The following is a 15,152-nucleotide window of genomic DNA, read 5'->3' on the forward strand; positions in this document are numbered from 1 at the left end:
TGTCCTTTCAATAATAAATAAAAAAAGCGCAAAGTATAATCTACTAAGCGCTTTTTTGATAGTCAAGACTCGCGCACAGATAGTATTTTAGAGTACCTCTAAAAGCCGTATCTATGCCAATCCATAAACACAACTTTACCTATGCCAGCTTTGCCAATTTAAGTTTATCATTGTGTTTGTCATCTCAACTTCTCCTCATGTATTTTTTTACATTATATCTTAAATTCAGAAAATTGCAAGTCTTCCATATTATTATTTTCCACCATCAACTTGTGTTATAATTAAGAGATTAGAAAACAGAAAGGAGAAACCATGTCTTTTGACGGCTTTTTCTTACATCACTTAACACTGGAACTACAAGAGGTCTTGGTAAATGGTCGCATTCAAAAGGTTAACCAACCTTTTCAGAGCGAGCTTGTTCTCACTATCAGAAACCATCGACAAAACTATAAATTATTAATTTCAGCCCATCCTGTTTTTGGACGAATTCAAGTTACTCAAAGTGACTTCCAAAATCCACAAACGCCAAACACCTTTACCATGATTATGCGTAAATACTTACAAGGTGCAGTTATCGAAAGCATTGAACAAGATGATAATGACCGGATTCTTGAAATCCGTGTTTCAAATAAAAATGAGATTGGTGATGCCATTCAAGCCACTCTAATGGTTGAAATAATGGGTAAACACAGCAATATCATTCTCATTGATCGTGCTGAAAAGAAAATTATAGAGTCAATAAAGCATGTTGGTTTTTCACAAAATTCTTACAGAACTATTCTACCGGGCTCTGCTTATATTCACCCTCCTAAAACGGGTTCAAAGAATCCCTTTACTATTTCTGATTTAGAATTATTTGAAATCTTACAAACAGAGGATTTGGCACCAAAATCTTTACAAAAACTCTTCCAAGGTTTAGGAAGAGATACAGCAAGCAACCTTTCAGATCAGCTGCAATCAAACAAATTAGATCAATTTAGAGCATTTTTCAATACTCCAGTCCTTCCGACGCTGACTGAAAAATCATTTTCTGCAATTCCTTTTTCTGATTCCCAAGCTGGCGAATTTAATAGATTATCTGAATTACTTGATTACTTTTATCAAGATAAGGCAGAAAAAGATCGTATTTCTCAGCAAGCTAGCGACCTCTTACATCGTGTTCAAATTGAGCTTGAGAAGAATATTAAAAAACTGGCCAAGCAAGAAGCTGAATTGGTGGCAACAGAGAATGCTGAAGAATTTAGACAAAAAGGTGAGCTTTTAACTACTTATTTGGCGCTTGTTCCGAATAACAAAACAAGTGTTACCTTAGATAATTATTATACAGGTGAACCTATCGATATTGCTTTAGACCTTGCCTTAACCCCTAATCAAAATGCACAGCGATATTTCAAAAAATATCAAAAACTAAAAGAGGCAGTCAAACACTTGAGCAACTTGATTGAAGAGACTAAGCAGAGCATTGCTTATTTCGAAAGTGTTGACTATAATCTGTCTCAAGCGTCGATTGATGAAATTGCCGATATTCGTGAGGAGCTAGTTGAAGCAGGCTTTATGAAACGTCGAGCTACTGATAAACGACATAAACGAAAAAAACCTGAGCAATATCTGGCTACTGATGGCAAAACGATTATTATGGTCGGACGAAATAATCTCCAAAATGAAGAATTGACTTTCAAAATGGCAAAAAAAGGCGAACTATGGTTCCATGCCAAAGACATTCCAGGTAGTCATGTTATTATCAAAGATAATCTTAATCCTAGTGACGAAGTGAAAACTGATGCTGCTGAATTAGCTGCTTTCTATTCAAAAGGACGCCTATCAAATCTGGTTCAAGTTGATATGATTGAAGCTAAGAAATTACATAAACCTTCTGGTGCTAAACCAGGTTTTGTAACCTATACCGGACAGAAAACGCTTCGTGTAACTCCAATCAAAGATAAAATTGAAGCAATAAAACTAAAATAAAAACTGAACCGAGGTTCAGTTTTTATTTTAGTATATTATCTATTTTACTTTTCTTATGTGGTGAGGTATTAATTCCACAAAATAGGTCCACTGGACCTTTTTATCTACTCTGATTTTCTGATATCTTCTTTTAAGGCTTCAACGTCAAATTTAGCTTTTTGAAAAGCTTCATTTTGACTTGGAAAGTCTTGCAATAAATGTTCAGCATATCCAATTTCAACTTGACCCTTAGCCATTTGAAAGTCCATTACATGCCCACCAAATTTCAGGTCATCTGATAGGAAATGTAGATGATAGCCCGCCACACTCACACCGTGAAAAAGTTCTGGTGTCCAGAAACCAACCAAGCTACCTGAAATATTTTCTTCAATAAATTCAGGTTGGTTACTAGCTATTTCTGCAAAACTTTTTCCAATTGGTGACTTAGGAATCATTCTGACATGCATTTGATCAAATTGACCATGGATTTTTATCGACTGAAATAGATTGGCACTGATAAACTTAGCTTCCATCATTTCTTTTAATTCACTATCACTTATTGATTTTGTAATATCAAAATTAATATCATTATGATGATTAATAATAGCTGCATACGGAACAGTTTCTGTACCATTAAGAGAAATAACCTCAGCTTTTTCACCAGTTCCAATAGCTTGATAAGCTTTGCCATCAAGAATAATCAGTTCTCCATCTATACCATCTACAGTACCAATACCAAGATTACCTTTTTCAAGCAAATCAAAAATGGACATAGTCCCATGATAGAGACCAGCCATTAATGATGCTAGTGTATTATGTTGAAAAAGAGTTCTATTTTCTGTCATTTGTCCACCTTCTTAATAAAATTCGTCAGGTAAAATAGTTTCGCCAAGTTTTACGTTATCTTTGTAATCAATTGGAATATCAATCAATACTGGACCGTTAATTGATTCTGCGATAGCTTTGGCCAAAATATCTTTAAATGCTTCTGCACTATCTGCACGGTAACCTTTCGCTCCGAATGCTTCTGCATATTTAACGAAGTCAACATCACCAAGTTGTACACCTGAAGATCGACCATATTTCATTTCCTCTTGGAACTCAACCATATTGTAGCGACCGTCGTTCCAAATGATGTGAACAATTGGAAGGTTCAAGCGAACAGCTACTTCTAGCTCTTGTGCAGAGAAGAGGAAGCCACCATCACCTGAAACTGAAATAACTGTTTTGTGTGGACGGACTAGTGCTGCTGAAATTGCCCATGGTAATGCAACACCAAGAGTTTGCATACCATTTGAGAAGAGTAAATGACGGGCTTCATATGATTTAAAGTAACGAGCCATCCAGATATAGTGACTACCAACGTCAACAGTTACCGTCATGTCATCTTTTGTTTGTTCTTGTAAAATGTCAATGACATCAAGTGGATGAACTAGACCGTCTTTTGAATCACGTTCAAATTTGATATCACCAGCCATGTTCTTCTTAAGGTTTTGTAGATACTCAACTGATCCTTCTGGTAAAGTATAACCATTGACAGCAGGCAATAACAAATCAATAGTATCAGAAATGTTCCCAATTAACTCACGTTCAGGTTGGAAATAAGTATCAATTTCGGCTTGTGCTACATCTATTACGATAGTGCGTGCTGAGACTTCTGCATTCCAGTTGCGAGCTTCATATTCAATTGGGTCATAACCAATGGCAATGACAAGGTCTGATTTCTTAAGAAGCATATCACCTGGTTGATTTCTAAACAAACCAACACGGCCAAAGAATGTTTCTTCTTCAAGTTCACGCGAAACAATTCCAGCACCTTGGAAAGTTTCAACAACAGGAATTTTGACAGATTCTAATAAACGACGGATTGAAGCTGTGACCTTGGCATCAGATGCACCATTACCTAATAATAGGACTGGTAATACAGCATTGCGGATTGCTTGTGCAAGATAGTTAATATCCTCAACTGAAGCAGACCCTAACTTAGGTGCAGTAAGTGGTTTAATTGCTTTAACAGATACTGGACTGTCAGTCACATCTTGTGGAATTGAGATAAAACTTGCTCCAGGCTTACCTGACTTGGCTAAGCGATAAGCATTAGCAATTGTTTCAGAAAGCGTATTAGCATCTTGTACTTCAACTGAATATTTAGTAATTGGTTCAAGCATAGCAACGTTCTTCATTGATTGGTGAGAACGTTTAAGTAAATCACTACGTTTAACTTGTCCACCAATAGCTAAAACAGGATCTCCTTCGGCTGTTGCAGTTACTAATCCAGTAGCCAAATTTGAAATACCAGGCCCTGAGGTTGCAATAACAACACCTGGTTGTCCAGTGATACGTCCAATACCTTGTGCCATGAAAGTCGCATTTTGCTCATGACGCGACACAATTAATTGCGGACCCTTGTCTTCTAAAGTATCAAAAACTTTATCAATTTTTGCGCCTGGAATCCCAAAAACATATTTTACATCATGGTTAATAAGGCTATCAACTACTAAGTCAGCCCCATATAATTCTTTTGAATCTGTCATTATAATATCTCCTTAATCATACGATAAGATAATTATAGCATTTGAAATAGTAAAAAACTTACAATTTATTTGTGAATATTTTCATGTTATTTTCAACGTTTATTTGCAACCGCTTAGAACTTACCAAGAATCATTTAAAAAATTTAACATATTGATATCATCAGGTACAAGTTTCAAGTAGCTTTCAGCCATTTGTCTTGCTTTTTGACCATTTCCAAATTCACGGAGAATTAAGACATAATCAGAGAGAAATTCTGGATTATCTTTTAAATCATTTTCTAATTCTTGATAGATTTCAAATGCTTCCTCTTCACGATCTAATCCTTGGTAGCCCTTAGCTAAGTTCCATTTACTTAAAACGTTATCTGATTCTTCTAATTTTAAATTGATGACATCTGCGAATCGCTGCGCATCGATGTATAAATTTGACAGTCTCATTAAAACTTCATCATCATCCACACTAATTTCCTTAGCCTTTAAAAGATAAGATTCAGCACTGCTTATATCATGAGATTCAAAAGCAAATTGCGATGCTAACAATAATAATTGTGGATCGAATTGATTTTTTCTGAGAGCTTGCTGAGTCAAACGAAGTGCTTGGTCCGTTTTATGCTCGGCATGTAAACTCTGGGCATACACGTACTCATAACCTGGGAAATCAGGATTCATGGTCTCCAATTGTTTGAAATATAAATTGGCTTTTTGGTATTCACCTTGATCATATAAAAGAGTTGCTAATTCATAAAGGCTCTCATCTTCATATTCAATCTCAACTGTTTTCTCAAGAAATTCAATAGCTGCTTCAAACTTGCCCAAGCTAGCATAAGCTCGACCAATACGTTGATAAGTAGAAACACCTGTATCTTCAAGGATTTGACGATTATCAAGTTTAGCATATAGAGCTATAGCTTGATCAAAATGTTCCAAATCTAATTCAATTTCAGCCAAACCAAAAATAATTAAAGGATCTGGATTCAATTGACTAGCTTCAACAAGTTTTTCGCGTGCGACATCAGTCAAACCTTCCATATCATATAAGTCAGCCATAACAAGTAAGGCATTGACATAATAGGGACTGTCTTCATCAATGGCATCTAAATATAAAAATGCTTCTTCAACCAAGTTATCTTCAGCTACGATCTGTGCCAAATTAAGATTTAATTCAGGATATTGGTCTTTTAGTTGTAAGTAAATGCGTTTGGCATGGGGAAGAAATCCGATACTCTCTAAGTATTCACCTAAAGCTAGAAGTGTTTCATCAGAATCACTCTTTAATGCACGTTCAAAATACTTCTCTGCATGTGCTAAATCTTGTTGATCTAGAGAAGCAATCATTTTTTCACTATTCTGCATGGTCACGTTTCTCCTCAACAATAATTTTTTTATCCACGTAAAGGCTACTTACACCTTTATACCAATCAAATAATTCTTTGACAACGACTTTAACAGAGGCATAAATTGGAATGACTAAGAAGACACCCCAGACACCGAACATGGCACCTGCTGTCAGTAATAAGAACATAATTGTAATCGGATGGATGCTCAGCTTATTCCCTAAAACTAAAGGCGTTACGAAACGTCCTTCAATTGTTTGCTCAATAGTAAAGACAATCAAGACTTTTACTAACATTAGGGGGCCTTGAACCAAGGACATTATGACAACAGGAATCATCGCTAAAAATGAACCGAGGTAAGGAACCATATTTAAGAATCCTGCCACAATACCAAAGGTAACTGAGTACTTGAGCCCAACAATACTAAACATGATACTAAACATAATACCAACAATAATAGCGACGGTCACTTGTCCTTGCACGTAGCCAGATAATTGTTTGTTTATGTCCCCCAATACACGCGCAATTGGTTTTCTTAGTCGAGTAGGTAAAGTTTCTACAATTCCATCCTTCATTTTTCCACTATCCCTCAGGAAATAAAAGAGAATAAATGGAGAGATGATGATTGAGATGGTAATCCGAGCAATTGCACCTGCGAAATTCCCGGCCCAATCAATCGCATGTTTCGAAAAAGTTTGAGCGTAATCTAAAGCTTTGTTAGTAATATTTGTAAGCATATCTTGAAGTTCTGCTTGATAGCTGACCAACCATTTGTTTTCTAAGAATTTATTAGCTTCTTGATTAACAGTTCCGACATACTTGGGTAAATCTTTAAGGAAAGTAGTCATTTGATTGCTAATCATTGGAATCAACCCTGAAAATGCCCAAATTAAGATACAAATAATTAAACCAAAAACAATAAAAATAGATGTTGTTCGATTTGGTCCTAAATTTTCAATTAAATCTACTGACGGTTTTGTCAGATAATATAAGATAGTAGAAATTACTAAAGGTAACATCAAAATAGTTAAAAAGGAAAAAATAGGTCTAAAAAGAAAGGAAACTTTGGTAAACACTAGAATCGTTAATAAAAATACTAAAACTACAAGCATAATGCTTAATGCTTGATTATTTAAAACCCATTTATAAAACCAAGTTTCTGAGAGCTGTGAATCATTTTTTTTATTCATTTATTATTACATACTCCTTATTATTTTTCATAGAAGTGTACAGATTGATCAATTAATTGATTTGATTTATCATAAGTAAATTTAGCTGAAAAGAATGGACGATCTTCTAAAATCCACTTGAAGATTTCATAATCACCTTCCCAAGTTGGTTTCTTTAAGACTTCATCATAAGGAACCCATTCTAAAGTTCCTTCTCGAGATTCTTCGTCTGAAATCAATTGTCCTTCAAAGTCCGTCACTTTAAAAACGTAAGTATACCAATCAAGACCAGGTGTAAATTCAGGAAAAGTAATCACACCCTTAAAGTCCATCTCTTTAACAGTTAGATGTGTTTCTTCAAATATCTCACGAATAGCACATTCATCAGGACTCTCGCCAGATTCAAGTTTACCACCCACAGAAATCCATTTCCCTTCATGAATATCATTCTCTTTTTTATTTCGGTGTAATAGTAATAATGAGTCTCCATTATCAATATAACAAATTGTTGCTAATTGCATCATAATTGCCTTCCTTTTCTATCTGTATCTATTATACCAATCTGATGAAATATTGCTATCAATCATTTTCTTTTTCAAAAATATCTTTTTAAAACTAACTTTCAAGTGTAATAAATTACAGTTTTTTTACTCTCGAGCTTTTAAATCATCTTTTTAAAAAAGTTTTAAGACTTTGAAAAGAAACTTTTCATGTCCTCAAACTGTAGGATTTCACAAATATATGCTATAATTCATTTAAACGTGGAGGAAAACTAATGAACACTTCACTATATTTTGGAACCTATACAAGAGGAAAATCTGAAGGTATTTATCAGACACAATTTAATCAAAAAACTGGTCAACTTTCAGTTATAAAATTATTTGCTAAGTTACAAAATCCTACATATCTAACTAAATCAGTAGCTGGAAATTTTTATGCCATCACTAAAGTAAATGACATGGGTGGTTTAGTTGCCTTAAACAGCAATGGCCAAAAGATAAACGATGTTCTTCTTAAAGATGGCTCATTATGCCACCTAACAATTGATGAAGACCGTCAACTAGTTTACGCAGCTAACTATCATAAAGGCCAAATTACCTTATATAAAATTAACGAGGATGGTGGTTTGACCCTTATAGATTTGGTCCAATTACAAGGCTCTGGTCCTCACCCTAATCAGAAATCAGCTCACGCCCACTACGTTGGAATAACGCCAGACAAATATTTGGTGACTTGTGACTTAGGAACAGACTCAGTCACAACATATGACATTACTAGTGATTACAAATTAAAGCAAATTGCGAATTATCAAGCAACACCAGGAGCTGGCGCTCGTCATCTTGTTTTTCATCCTAAAGAAAAAATTGCCTATTTACTAGGTGAACTGAATGCAAGAATCGAGGTCCTAATTTATAATGGATTGGGTCAATTCGAAAAATTACAGAGTTTATCGACCTTGCCAACTGACTATATTGATTTTAATGCAACAGCAGCTATTCGAATTAGTGCGGATGGAAAAAATTTATACGCTAGTAACCGTGGCCATAACTCTATTGCGGTCTATTCAATCAGAAAAGATGCCCAACTAGATTTATTGGAAATTGTTCCAAGTTACGGGGATACGCCTCGAGATTTTATTTTGACAAAAAATCAAAACTACTTGATTATCCCACATCAAGAGTCAGATAATGCAACTGTCTATAAACGCAATCTACATACTGGTCATCTAGAATTGATGAGCAAAGATTTTTATGTACCCGAATCTGTCTGCGTTTTTGAAGATTAAAATATTTGCAAAAAAAGCATTCCTATGGTTAAATTAAGAAAATAAATGTTAGAGGTAAAACCATGCAAGCACAAGAACTATTTGAACAAGTTAAAGAACTAATTGCTAACAAAGATTTAGCTGGTGCAAAAGATTTCATTACTGAACATAAAGATGAACTTGGATCATATTTTGACCAAGCAAAAGGCTTATTAGATGGTTCAGAAGGAATCAGTGGAGTCTTAGATCAAGTTAAAGGTTTATTTGGAAAATAATTGATAAAAAAAGAGCCTAGGCTCTTTTTTTATTTAATGATTTCTTGTGTTTTTGCATAGTTTGCTTCAACTGCTTCTTTGTCAGCTTTCCACCAGTCTTCATGTTCTTTATACCAATTGATTGTTTCTTCTAAACCAGATTCAAAATTAGTAAATTCCGGAACCCAACCAAGTTCATCCCGAAGCTTGCTTGAGTCAATAGCATAACGTAAGTCATGTCCTGCTCGGTCAGTTACGTGATCATATCCATCTTTAGGTTGACCCATTTTTTCAAGTATTAATTCTAAAACTTCTTTATTGTTTTTCTCACCATCTGCACCAATTAGGTAAGTTTCACCAATTTGACCTTTGGTGAGAATTGCCCAAACACCAGTAGAGTGGTCGTTTGTATGGATCCAGTCACGAACATTTTTACCTTCACCATATAATTTTGGTTTAATACCAGATAGAATATTAGTGATTTGACGAGGAATAAATTTCTCAATATGTTGGTATGGACCATAATTATTTGAACAATTAGAGATTGTTGCTTGAACGCCAAATGAACGAACCCAAGCTTTAACAATCAAATCTGACGCAGCTTTTGTTGAAGAATATGGTGATGAAGGATTATACTTTGTTTCAGCAGTAAATTTTTCGCCTTCGCCTTCGCCATGTCCTGGTAAATCTTCACGTAATGGAAGGTCACCATAAACTTCATCAGTTGATACATGGTGGAAGCGAATATTGTGCTTGCGTGCAGCTTCTAACAATGTGTAGGTACCAATAAAGTTTGTATGGATAAATGGGCTTGGATCCTTTAGTGAATTATCGTTGTGGCTTTCAGCTGCATAGTGAACAATAGCATCCGCTTTTACTGCTAATTGATCAACTAATTCTGCGTCAGCGATATCCCCAACAACCAACTCAACACGATCACCCAAAATTTCTTCAAGGTTAGCACGGTTCCCAGCATAAGTTAATTTATCCAAAACAGTAACATGTACATCTGGATGGTTGTTATAAACGTAGTGAACAAAGTTAGAACCGATAAACCCAGCTCCACCTGTTACAATAATATTTTTATAATCTGACATGATTTTTCCTTAATTCAATTTTTATAAATCTGTTGCTTTTAATGGTGTTACATCCTTAAGCATTGGATGATTTTTGTCTGCGTCTGAAACTTCTGCTTGGTCTAAATTTTCCCATTTAATTCCTAAGGTAGGATCAGCGTAGTTAACAAAAGCATATTTCGGTTTTAAATCCAAAGCCCAATAATCATTGACAAGATAACTATAAGATACTTTGTCAGATAATACTTGGAAACCATTGGCGACACCACGTGGTACAAAAATTCCTTTTGAAGCATCAATAACAGTCTGGTAAACATTACCAAAACTTTCACCTTCACGAAGGTCAACCCAAGAGCCAAGAACTTTTCCATCATCAGCTACGGAAATATATTTATCCCAAGGTTCAGCATGCAGTCCACGTAAAACATGTTTGCGAGAAAAGCTAACATTATTTTGTAATTTTCCTTCATCAAAAAAGCTTTCTGGAAATCCTAAAGGAAGCATTTTTTCCTTTTGAAAGTTTTCTTTAAACCAACCACGATTATCACCATGGACTGGAATATCAAATTCGATTAGCCCAGGAATGGCTTCGATTGGCTTAGCAGCAAGTGCCTTTTCAAAAAAAGTTTCTGACATTATGCTTCTCCAATTAATCTAAGTAAATATTGTCCGTATTCATTTTTCTTCAATGATTGAGCTGATTGAAATACTTGCTCTTTGGTGATGTAACCCATACGGTATGCAATCTCTTCGAGGTTAGCAACTTGTGCATTTTGTAAACGTTGAACAGTTTCAATATATTGCGCAGCTTCTAAAAGACTTTCGTGTGTACCAGTGTCTAGCCATGCAAAACCACGACCCATGAGTTCTACTGATAAATCACCACGTTCCAAATAAGCTTTGTTAACATCAGTAATTTCAAGTTCACCACGAGGACTTGGTTTAATATTTTTTGCAATTTCAACGACATCATTATCATAGAAATACAAACCTGTAACGGCGAAATTTGATTTAGGTTGTTCAGGTTTTTCTTCAATTGAAATGGCATTCATTTGTTCATCAAATTCAACGACACCAAAGCGCTCCGGATCTTTTACTTGATAACCAAAGACTGTTGCACCTTTTTCTTTTGATGCAGCTTTTTGAAGCATTTTTGTTAAGCCATTTCCATGATAGATATTATCACCCAAAATTAATGCCACATTATCATCACCAATGAATTCTTCACCAATAATGAAAGCTTGTGCCAACCCATCAGGACTTGGTTGTTCAGCATAAGATAAATTAATACCAAATTCCGAACCACTTCCAAGTAATTCTTCAAAACGTGGAAGATCTTGAGGTGTTGAAATAATTAAGATATCCTTGATTCCAGCCAACATAAGTGTAGAAAGTGGATAGTAAATCATTGGTTTGTCATAAATTGGCATCAATTGTTTTGATGCTGCACGGGTTAATGGATACAAACGTGTTCCAGAACCACCTGCTAGTATAATACCTTTCATTCAGAAACTCCTCTATATTATATTTGTATAAATCTATATTATTCTATCATTTTTTTTGTAGACTGTCACTTAAACGGATATATGAATCAATTGGATACTGTTCAAGATTTAAAAATGTTTCCTGATTTTTAACTAAATTTGCTAGTTCTTTTCCAATCAATGGTCCAACGGTTAAACCTGATGAGCCTAGACCGCTTGCCGCAAATAATCTTTTTTTCTTAGGAATTTTTCCAAAGAATGGGAGAAAGTCACTACTGTAAGCTCTTGTTCCTATTCTAACAGTTTTCTTTGAAGCATTTTTCAGATTTGGATAAAAAGTGATAGCTGTTTCTTCTAAGTGACTTAGTACTTTATCATCAGCTGATAGGTCATAGCCTTTATCATTTTCATGACTAGCTCCAACTGAAATTTTTCCATTAGGAAAGGGAATGACATCTATCTCACCTTCAGGCATGACAACGGGAAAATTCTCACTAGCCAGACCATCGAAATGATAGTCAAGCAATTGACCTTTTTGAGCTCTAATATCAACTTGGTAACCTAAAGGTTCTAATATTTGTCCCAACCAAGCTCCACAAGCTAAGATGACCTCATCGAATAGCTGATCATCAATCAAATATTGTTTCCCTTGACTGCTTATCTTTACCTTTTTTGAAATCACTTCAATACCCGATGCTTCAATTAAAGATTGGCATAATTTTGCACCATCAACTCGAGCACCTCCTGAAGCAAATAACAGTTGATTAAAACCTTCCAATTCTGGAAATTTACTATTAGCTTGCTCTTTTGAAAGAAGTGATAAATCACCTATTAAAGGTGCATCAGCTTTTCTTGATTGTGCTAGTTCTAATAAGTCATTTAGTTTTTCTTCTTTATTCTTCAATAGAAAAACACCATTTTTTTGATAAAAGCTAGTGTCGATATTTTCCTTTTCTAAATCAGTAACCAAGGTTTGATAAAAAGCCGCGCCCGATTTAGCCAAATGATACCAAGCTTTGTTTCTTCGTTTAGAGAACCAAGGACTAATTATCCCTGCTGCTGCTTTGGTTGCCTGTCCCTGACCAAAATCAAAAATCGTTACGGCTATATTTTTTTCCTTACTTAAATAATAAGCTGCAGTTGAGCCAACTATACCAGCACCAACAATTGCTACTTGTTTCTTTTCATTCATCTCTTTACCCCAATGCTACATCTAATACCATCATAATCACAAATCCAAGCATTAAGCCAAGGGTTGCAATATCTGTATTACCATTGGTTTGTGATTCCGGAATTAACTCTTCGACAACTACGAAAATCATTGCACCAGCAGCAAAAGACAATGCATATGGAAGAATTGGCAACATCTTGAGAACAAGTGCCGCCCCAATAACCGCGCCAATTGGTTCAACAATTGCTGACATTGAGCCCCAGTAAAAAGCTTTAGCCCTTGATTTACCATCGGCACGAATTGGAATAGACAAGGCGGCACCTTCTGGAATATTTTGAATCCCAATCCCAAGAGCTAAACTAATTGCACCTAACAAAGCAGCTTTTGAAAAATCACCATGTGCCAGAGCTCCGAAGGTAACACCCACAGCTAAACCTTCAGGTATATTATGAATCGTAATAGCTAAAAATAAAAGTGCTGTTTTTGATAATTTTTTACCAGTTTGAATCCCTTCCATTTCAGACACTTCTTTGTCTAAATGCAAGTGAGGTACCAGAGCATCTATTCCCCTCAAAAAGAAACCACCAAGTAAGAAGCCTGCCGCAGCTGGGAACCAAGCAAGTCCACCATATAATGATTTAGCGAACTCAATAGACGGAGCTAACAAAGACCAAAATGAGGCAGCAATCATAACACCTGCTGCAAATCCCATCATACTGTCAAGTAAGCGACGGCTAATCGTTCTAAAGAAAAAAACAATAGCTGCTCCAACAATTGTACAAGACCAGGTAAATAGCCCTGCTAAAAAGGCTAAAAAGACAAGGTCCTGATTAGCAATCCAATCCATAACGAACTCCAATTCTATAGGTAATTAAATGGATTGGTTGAAGACATACTCGGACGGACGATAATATCCCAACCTGCTTCTTGATTCCATTGTTCAAGTAATTGACTTATTTTCTCAATAAATATGACTTCAATATGATGTCCTGGATCAATTGCTAAAAGTCCATCCGTCAACATTTCTTGAGCCGTATGATAATAGATATCACCAGTTATATAAACATCTGCTCCCTTAGCCAAAGCATCTGTATAAAAGTCGTCACCACTACCACCACAAATGGCAACTCTCGAAATCATCGGATTGACTTGACCATATCTTACTAAGCGGACTGTTTCAAGATTAAAAGCTTGCTTAACAGTTTGCGCAAAACTTTCTAATGGTTGTTTATCAACTGAACCAATGCGTCCAATCCCAAATCCATCTCTAGTTTCAGACAAATATTGAGCCTCTTTAATGTCGAGCATTTCACAGAACCAATCATTAAGTCCACCATCCAAAACATCGATATTAGTGTGACTAACATAGACAGAAATGTCATGCTTGACCAAATCCAAAAGAATGTCCCTCTGCGGAGAAGAAATTAAATCCTTAACCCCTTTAAAAATTGGTGCATGCTTAGTAATGATTAAGTCAACATCATTGGCGATAGCTTCCTTAACAGTCTCTTCACGAACATCCAACGTAACCATTACTGCTGAAACATCATTATCTAAACTACCAATTTGTAAACCAACAATATCTCCAGGTATCGACAAATCTTGAGGACAAAATGCTTCATAACGATTAACAATATCTCTAATTTTCATCCTTAATCATCCCCTTAATCAACTCCATTTTTTGGAAAATAGCAGAGCGATCTTCCAGATTGTCCTCTGGAACGCAAGAGTAGGCATAGGCCAACTTCTCGAATTCTCTCAGCCATTTGGCTTTAAAAACAGGCGACTTTTCAGGACCTAAAAGCGGTCCAAAACGCGTTTCCAATTGTGATAATTCACGACGGCCATGCTTGGCCAGAATGATTTCATAAAATTTATCATTCTCTGTCATGATTGTTTCACCAGAAATGACAAATCCATTTTGAGACAGCCAACGTCTTAAATCATCCTCACGATTGTTAGGTTGTAAAACCAAAACATCAACACTGTCTAATTTTTCTTTTCCTGCTTCAAGAATTTCAGCTATTAACCGGCCACCCATTCCACAGATCGAAATTGCAGTAACATGGTCACTTTCATCAAAAGCTCCTAAACCATTAGCCAATCTAACTTCAATTTTATCAGCTAATAAATGTTGACTGACATTCTTTTGGGCTGATTCAAAGGGACCTTTAACCACCTCACCAGCAATAGCTGATGAGATTAAGCCTCTTTCCGCAAGATAAATAGGCAAGTAAGCGTGGTCACTCCCCACATCCAATAATTTACTCCCCTTTGGGATATAATTTGCAACAACGCGCAAACGTTGTGATAAATATTCCATAATTACTCATACTTTCTACTCTTAATACCTATCCATTATAACAAAAATAGCAAAAAAGAATAATAGGATAACTTATTATTCCGAACCAAGTGAAT

General features: G+C 35.6%; 15 protein-coding genes. 3 read left to right on the forward strand and 12 right to left on the reverse strand.

Going from position 1 to position 15,152, the window contains the following annotated elements; translation table 11 throughout:
* Positions 1 to 312: 312 nt before the first annotated feature.
* Entirely contained in the window at positions 313 to 1,968 is a 1,656-nt protein-coding gene (locus tag MKY69_RS06535) for an Rqc2 family fibronectin-binding protein (RefSeq protein ID WP_340791197.1), read from the forward strand.
* Positions 1,969 to 2,072: 104 nt separating this feature from the next.
* Here the strand turns inward: MKY69_RS06535 and budA are convergent, their stop codons facing one another.
* From budA to MKY69_RS06560, 5 genes are all read right to left on the reverse strand, one after another.
* Positions 2,073 to 2,792, reverse strand: coding sequence for an acetolactate decarboxylase (gene budA, locus MKY69_RS06540; RefSeq protein WP_003107129.1), 720 nt, complete (start codon positions 2,790 to 2,792; stop codon positions 2,073 to 2,075).
* A gap of 12 nt (positions 2,793 to 2,804) precedes the next feature.
* Positions 2,805 to 4,481 (reverse strand): acetolactate synthase AlsS, encoded by a 1,677-nt coding sequence (gene alsS, locus MKY69_RS06545; RefSeq protein ID WP_003107132.1) that lies wholly within the window; start codon positions 4,479 to 4,481, stop codon positions 2,805 to 2,807.
* Positions 4,482 to 4,601: 120 nt separating this feature from the next.
* Entirely contained in the window at positions 4,602 to 5,834 is a 1,233-nt protein-coding gene (locus MKY69_RS06550; protein WP_062806541.1) for a tetratricopeptide repeat protein, read from the reverse strand.
* Positions 5,824 to 7,005, reverse strand: coding sequence for an AI-2E family transporter (locus tag MKY69_RS06555; protein WP_003104801.1), 1,182 nt, complete (start codon positions 7,003 to 7,005; stop codon positions 5,824 to 5,826). The genes MKY69_RS06550 and MKY69_RS06555 overlap by 11 nt, the downstream gene beginning before the upstream one ends.
* A gap of 20 nt (positions 7,006 to 7,025) precedes the next feature.
* Positions 7,026 to 7,508, reverse strand: a complete 483-nt coding sequence (locus tag MKY69_RS06560) for an NUDIX hydrolase (RefSeq protein WP_003108263.1) — start codon at positions 7,506 to 7,508, stop codon at positions 7,026 to 7,028.
* A gap of 251 nt (positions 7,509 to 7,759) precedes the next feature.
* Here MKY69_RS06560 and MKY69_RS06565 point away from each other — a divergent pair, with 251 nt between their 5' ends.
* Positions 7,760 to 8,770 (forward strand): lactonase family protein, encoded by a 1,011-nt coding sequence (locus MKY69_RS06565; protein ID WP_003104420.1) that lies wholly within the window; start codon positions 7,760 to 7,762, stop codon positions 8,768 to 8,770.
* A gap of 62 nt (positions 8,771 to 8,832) precedes the next feature.
* Complete coding sequence (locus MKY69_RS06570; protein WP_003103548.1) at positions 8,833 to 9,024, forward strand: hypothetical protein; 192 nt, start codon at positions 8,833 to 8,835, stop codon at positions 9,022 to 9,024.
* A 29-nt stretch (positions 9,025 to 9,053) separates the two neighbouring features.
* On the opposite strand, the gene rfbB is transcribed toward MKY69_RS06570, so the two are convergent.
* The 7 genes from rfbB to MKY69_RS06605 are packed head-to-tail and all read right to left on the reverse strand — an operon-like array spanning position 9,054 to position 15,057.
* Entirely contained in the window at positions 9,054 to 10,100 is a 1,047-nt protein-coding gene (gene rfbB / locus MKY69_RS06575) for a dTDP-glucose 4,6-dehydratase (protein WP_003107140.1), read from the reverse strand.
* A gap of 21 nt (positions 10,101 to 10,121) precedes the next feature.
* Positions 10,122 to 10,715: a dTDP-4-dehydrorhamnose 3,5-epimerase family protein gene (locus MKY69_RS06580; protein WP_003105922.1), complete on the reverse strand. Its 594-nt coding sequence runs from the start codon at positions 10,713 to 10,715 to the stop codon at positions 10,122 to 10,124.
* Positions 10,715 to 11,584 carry a glucose-1-phosphate thymidylyltransferase RfbA gene (gene rfbA / locus MKY69_RS06585; RefSeq protein ID WP_003104922.1) on the reverse strand — a complete coding sequence of 290 codons (870 nt, stop codon included), beginning with the start codon at positions 11,582 to 11,584 and terminating at the stop codon, positions 10,715 to 10,717. The genes MKY69_RS06580 and rfbA overlap by 1 nt, the downstream gene beginning before the upstream one ends.
* Positions 11,585 to 11,630: 46 nt before the next feature.
* A complete protein-coding gene (locus MKY69_RS06590) occupies positions 11,631 to 12,755 on the reverse strand; it encodes an NAD(P)/FAD-dependent oxidoreductase (protein WP_340791198.1) in 1,125 nt (374 codons plus the stop codon).
* A 4-nt stretch (positions 12,756 to 12,759) separates the two neighbouring features.
* Positions 12,760 to 13,581: a ZIP family metal transporter gene (locus MKY69_RS06595; protein ID WP_003103893.1), complete on the reverse strand. Its 822-nt coding sequence runs from the start codon at positions 13,579 to 13,581 to the stop codon at positions 12,760 to 12,762.
* Between the two features lie 14 nt (positions 13,582 to 13,595).
* Positions 13,596 to 14,384: a Nif3-like dinuclear metal center hexameric protein gene (locus MKY69_RS06600; RefSeq protein WP_003107147.1), complete on the reverse strand. Its 789-nt coding sequence runs from the start codon at positions 14,382 to 14,384 to the stop codon at positions 13,596 to 13,598.
* Positions 14,374 to 15,057 (reverse strand): tRNA (adenine(22)-N(1))-methyltransferase, encoded by a 684-nt coding sequence (locus MKY69_RS06605; RefSeq protein WP_013794081.1) that lies wholly within the window; start codon positions 15,055 to 15,057, stop codon positions 14,374 to 14,376. Before MKY69_RS06605 ends, MKY69_RS06600 begins: the two co-directional genes overlap by 11 nt.
* Between the last annotated feature and the right edge of the window lie 95 nt (positions 15,058 to 15,152).

The sequence above is a fragment of the Streptococcus sp. FSL R7-0212 genome (assembly GCF_038007985.1).
Classification (GTDB): domain Bacteria; phylum Bacillota; class Bacilli; order Lactobacillales; family Streptococcaceae; genus Streptococcus; species Streptococcus parauberis.

Excerpts from the sequence above, each read along its gene's own strand:
- MKY69_RS06535 (WP_340791197.1), top strand. The coding sequence starts at position 313 with ATGTCTTTTGACGGCTTTTTCTTACATCACTTAACACTGGAACTACAA.
- budA (WP_003107129.1), bottom strand. The coding sequence starts at position 2,792 with ATGACAGAAAATAGAACTCTTTTTCAACATAATACACTAGCATCATTA.
- alsS (WP_003107132.1), bottom strand. The coding sequence starts at position 4,481 with ATGACAGATTCAAAAGAATTATATGGGGCTGACTTAGTAGTTGATAGC.
- MKY69_RS06550 (WP_062806541.1), bottom strand. The coding sequence starts at position 5,834 with ATGCAGAATAGTGAAAAAATGATTGCTTCTCTAGATCAACAAGATTTA.
- MKY69_RS06555 (WP_003104801.1), bottom strand. The coding sequence starts at position 7,005 with ATGAATAAAAAAAATGATTCACAGCTCTCAGAAACTTGGTTTTATAAA.
- MKY69_RS06560 (WP_003108263.1), bottom strand. The coding sequence starts at position 7,508 with ATGATGCAATTAGCAACAATTTGTTATATTGATAATGGAGACTCATTA.
- MKY69_RS06565 (WP_003104420.1), top strand. The coding sequence starts at position 7,760 with ATGAACACTTCACTATATTTTGGAACCTATACAAGAGGAAAATCTGAA.
- MKY69_RS06570 (WP_003103548.1), top strand. The coding sequence starts at position 8,833 with ATGCAAGCACAAGAACTATTTGAACAAGTTAAAGAACTAATTGCTAAC.
- rfbB (WP_003107140.1), bottom strand. The coding sequence starts at position 10,100 with ATGTCAGATTATAAAAATATTATTGTAACAGGTGGAGCTGGGTTTATC.
- MKY69_RS06580 (WP_003105922.1), bottom strand. The coding sequence starts at position 10,715 with ATGTCAGAAACTTTTTTTGAAAAGGCACTTGCTGCTAAGCCAATCGAA.
- rfbA (WP_003104922.1), bottom strand. The coding sequence starts at position 11,584 with ATGAAAGGTATTATACTAGCAGGTGGTTCTGGAACACGTTTGTATCCA.
- MKY69_RS06590 (WP_340791198.1), bottom strand. The coding sequence starts at position 12,755 with ATGAATGAAAAGAAACAAGTAGCAATTGTTGGTGCTGGTATAGTTGGC.
- MKY69_RS06595 (WP_003103893.1), bottom strand. The coding sequence starts at position 13,581 with ATGGATTGGATTGCTAATCAGGACCTTGTCTTTTTAGCCTTTTTAGCA.
- MKY69_RS06600 (WP_003107147.1), bottom strand. The coding sequence starts at position 14,384 with ATGAAAATTAGAGATATTGTTAATCGTTATGAAGCATTTTGTCCTCAA.
- MKY69_RS06605 (WP_013794081.1), bottom strand. The coding sequence starts at position 15,057 with ATGGAATATTTATCACAACGTTTGCGCGTTGTTGCAAATTATATCCCA.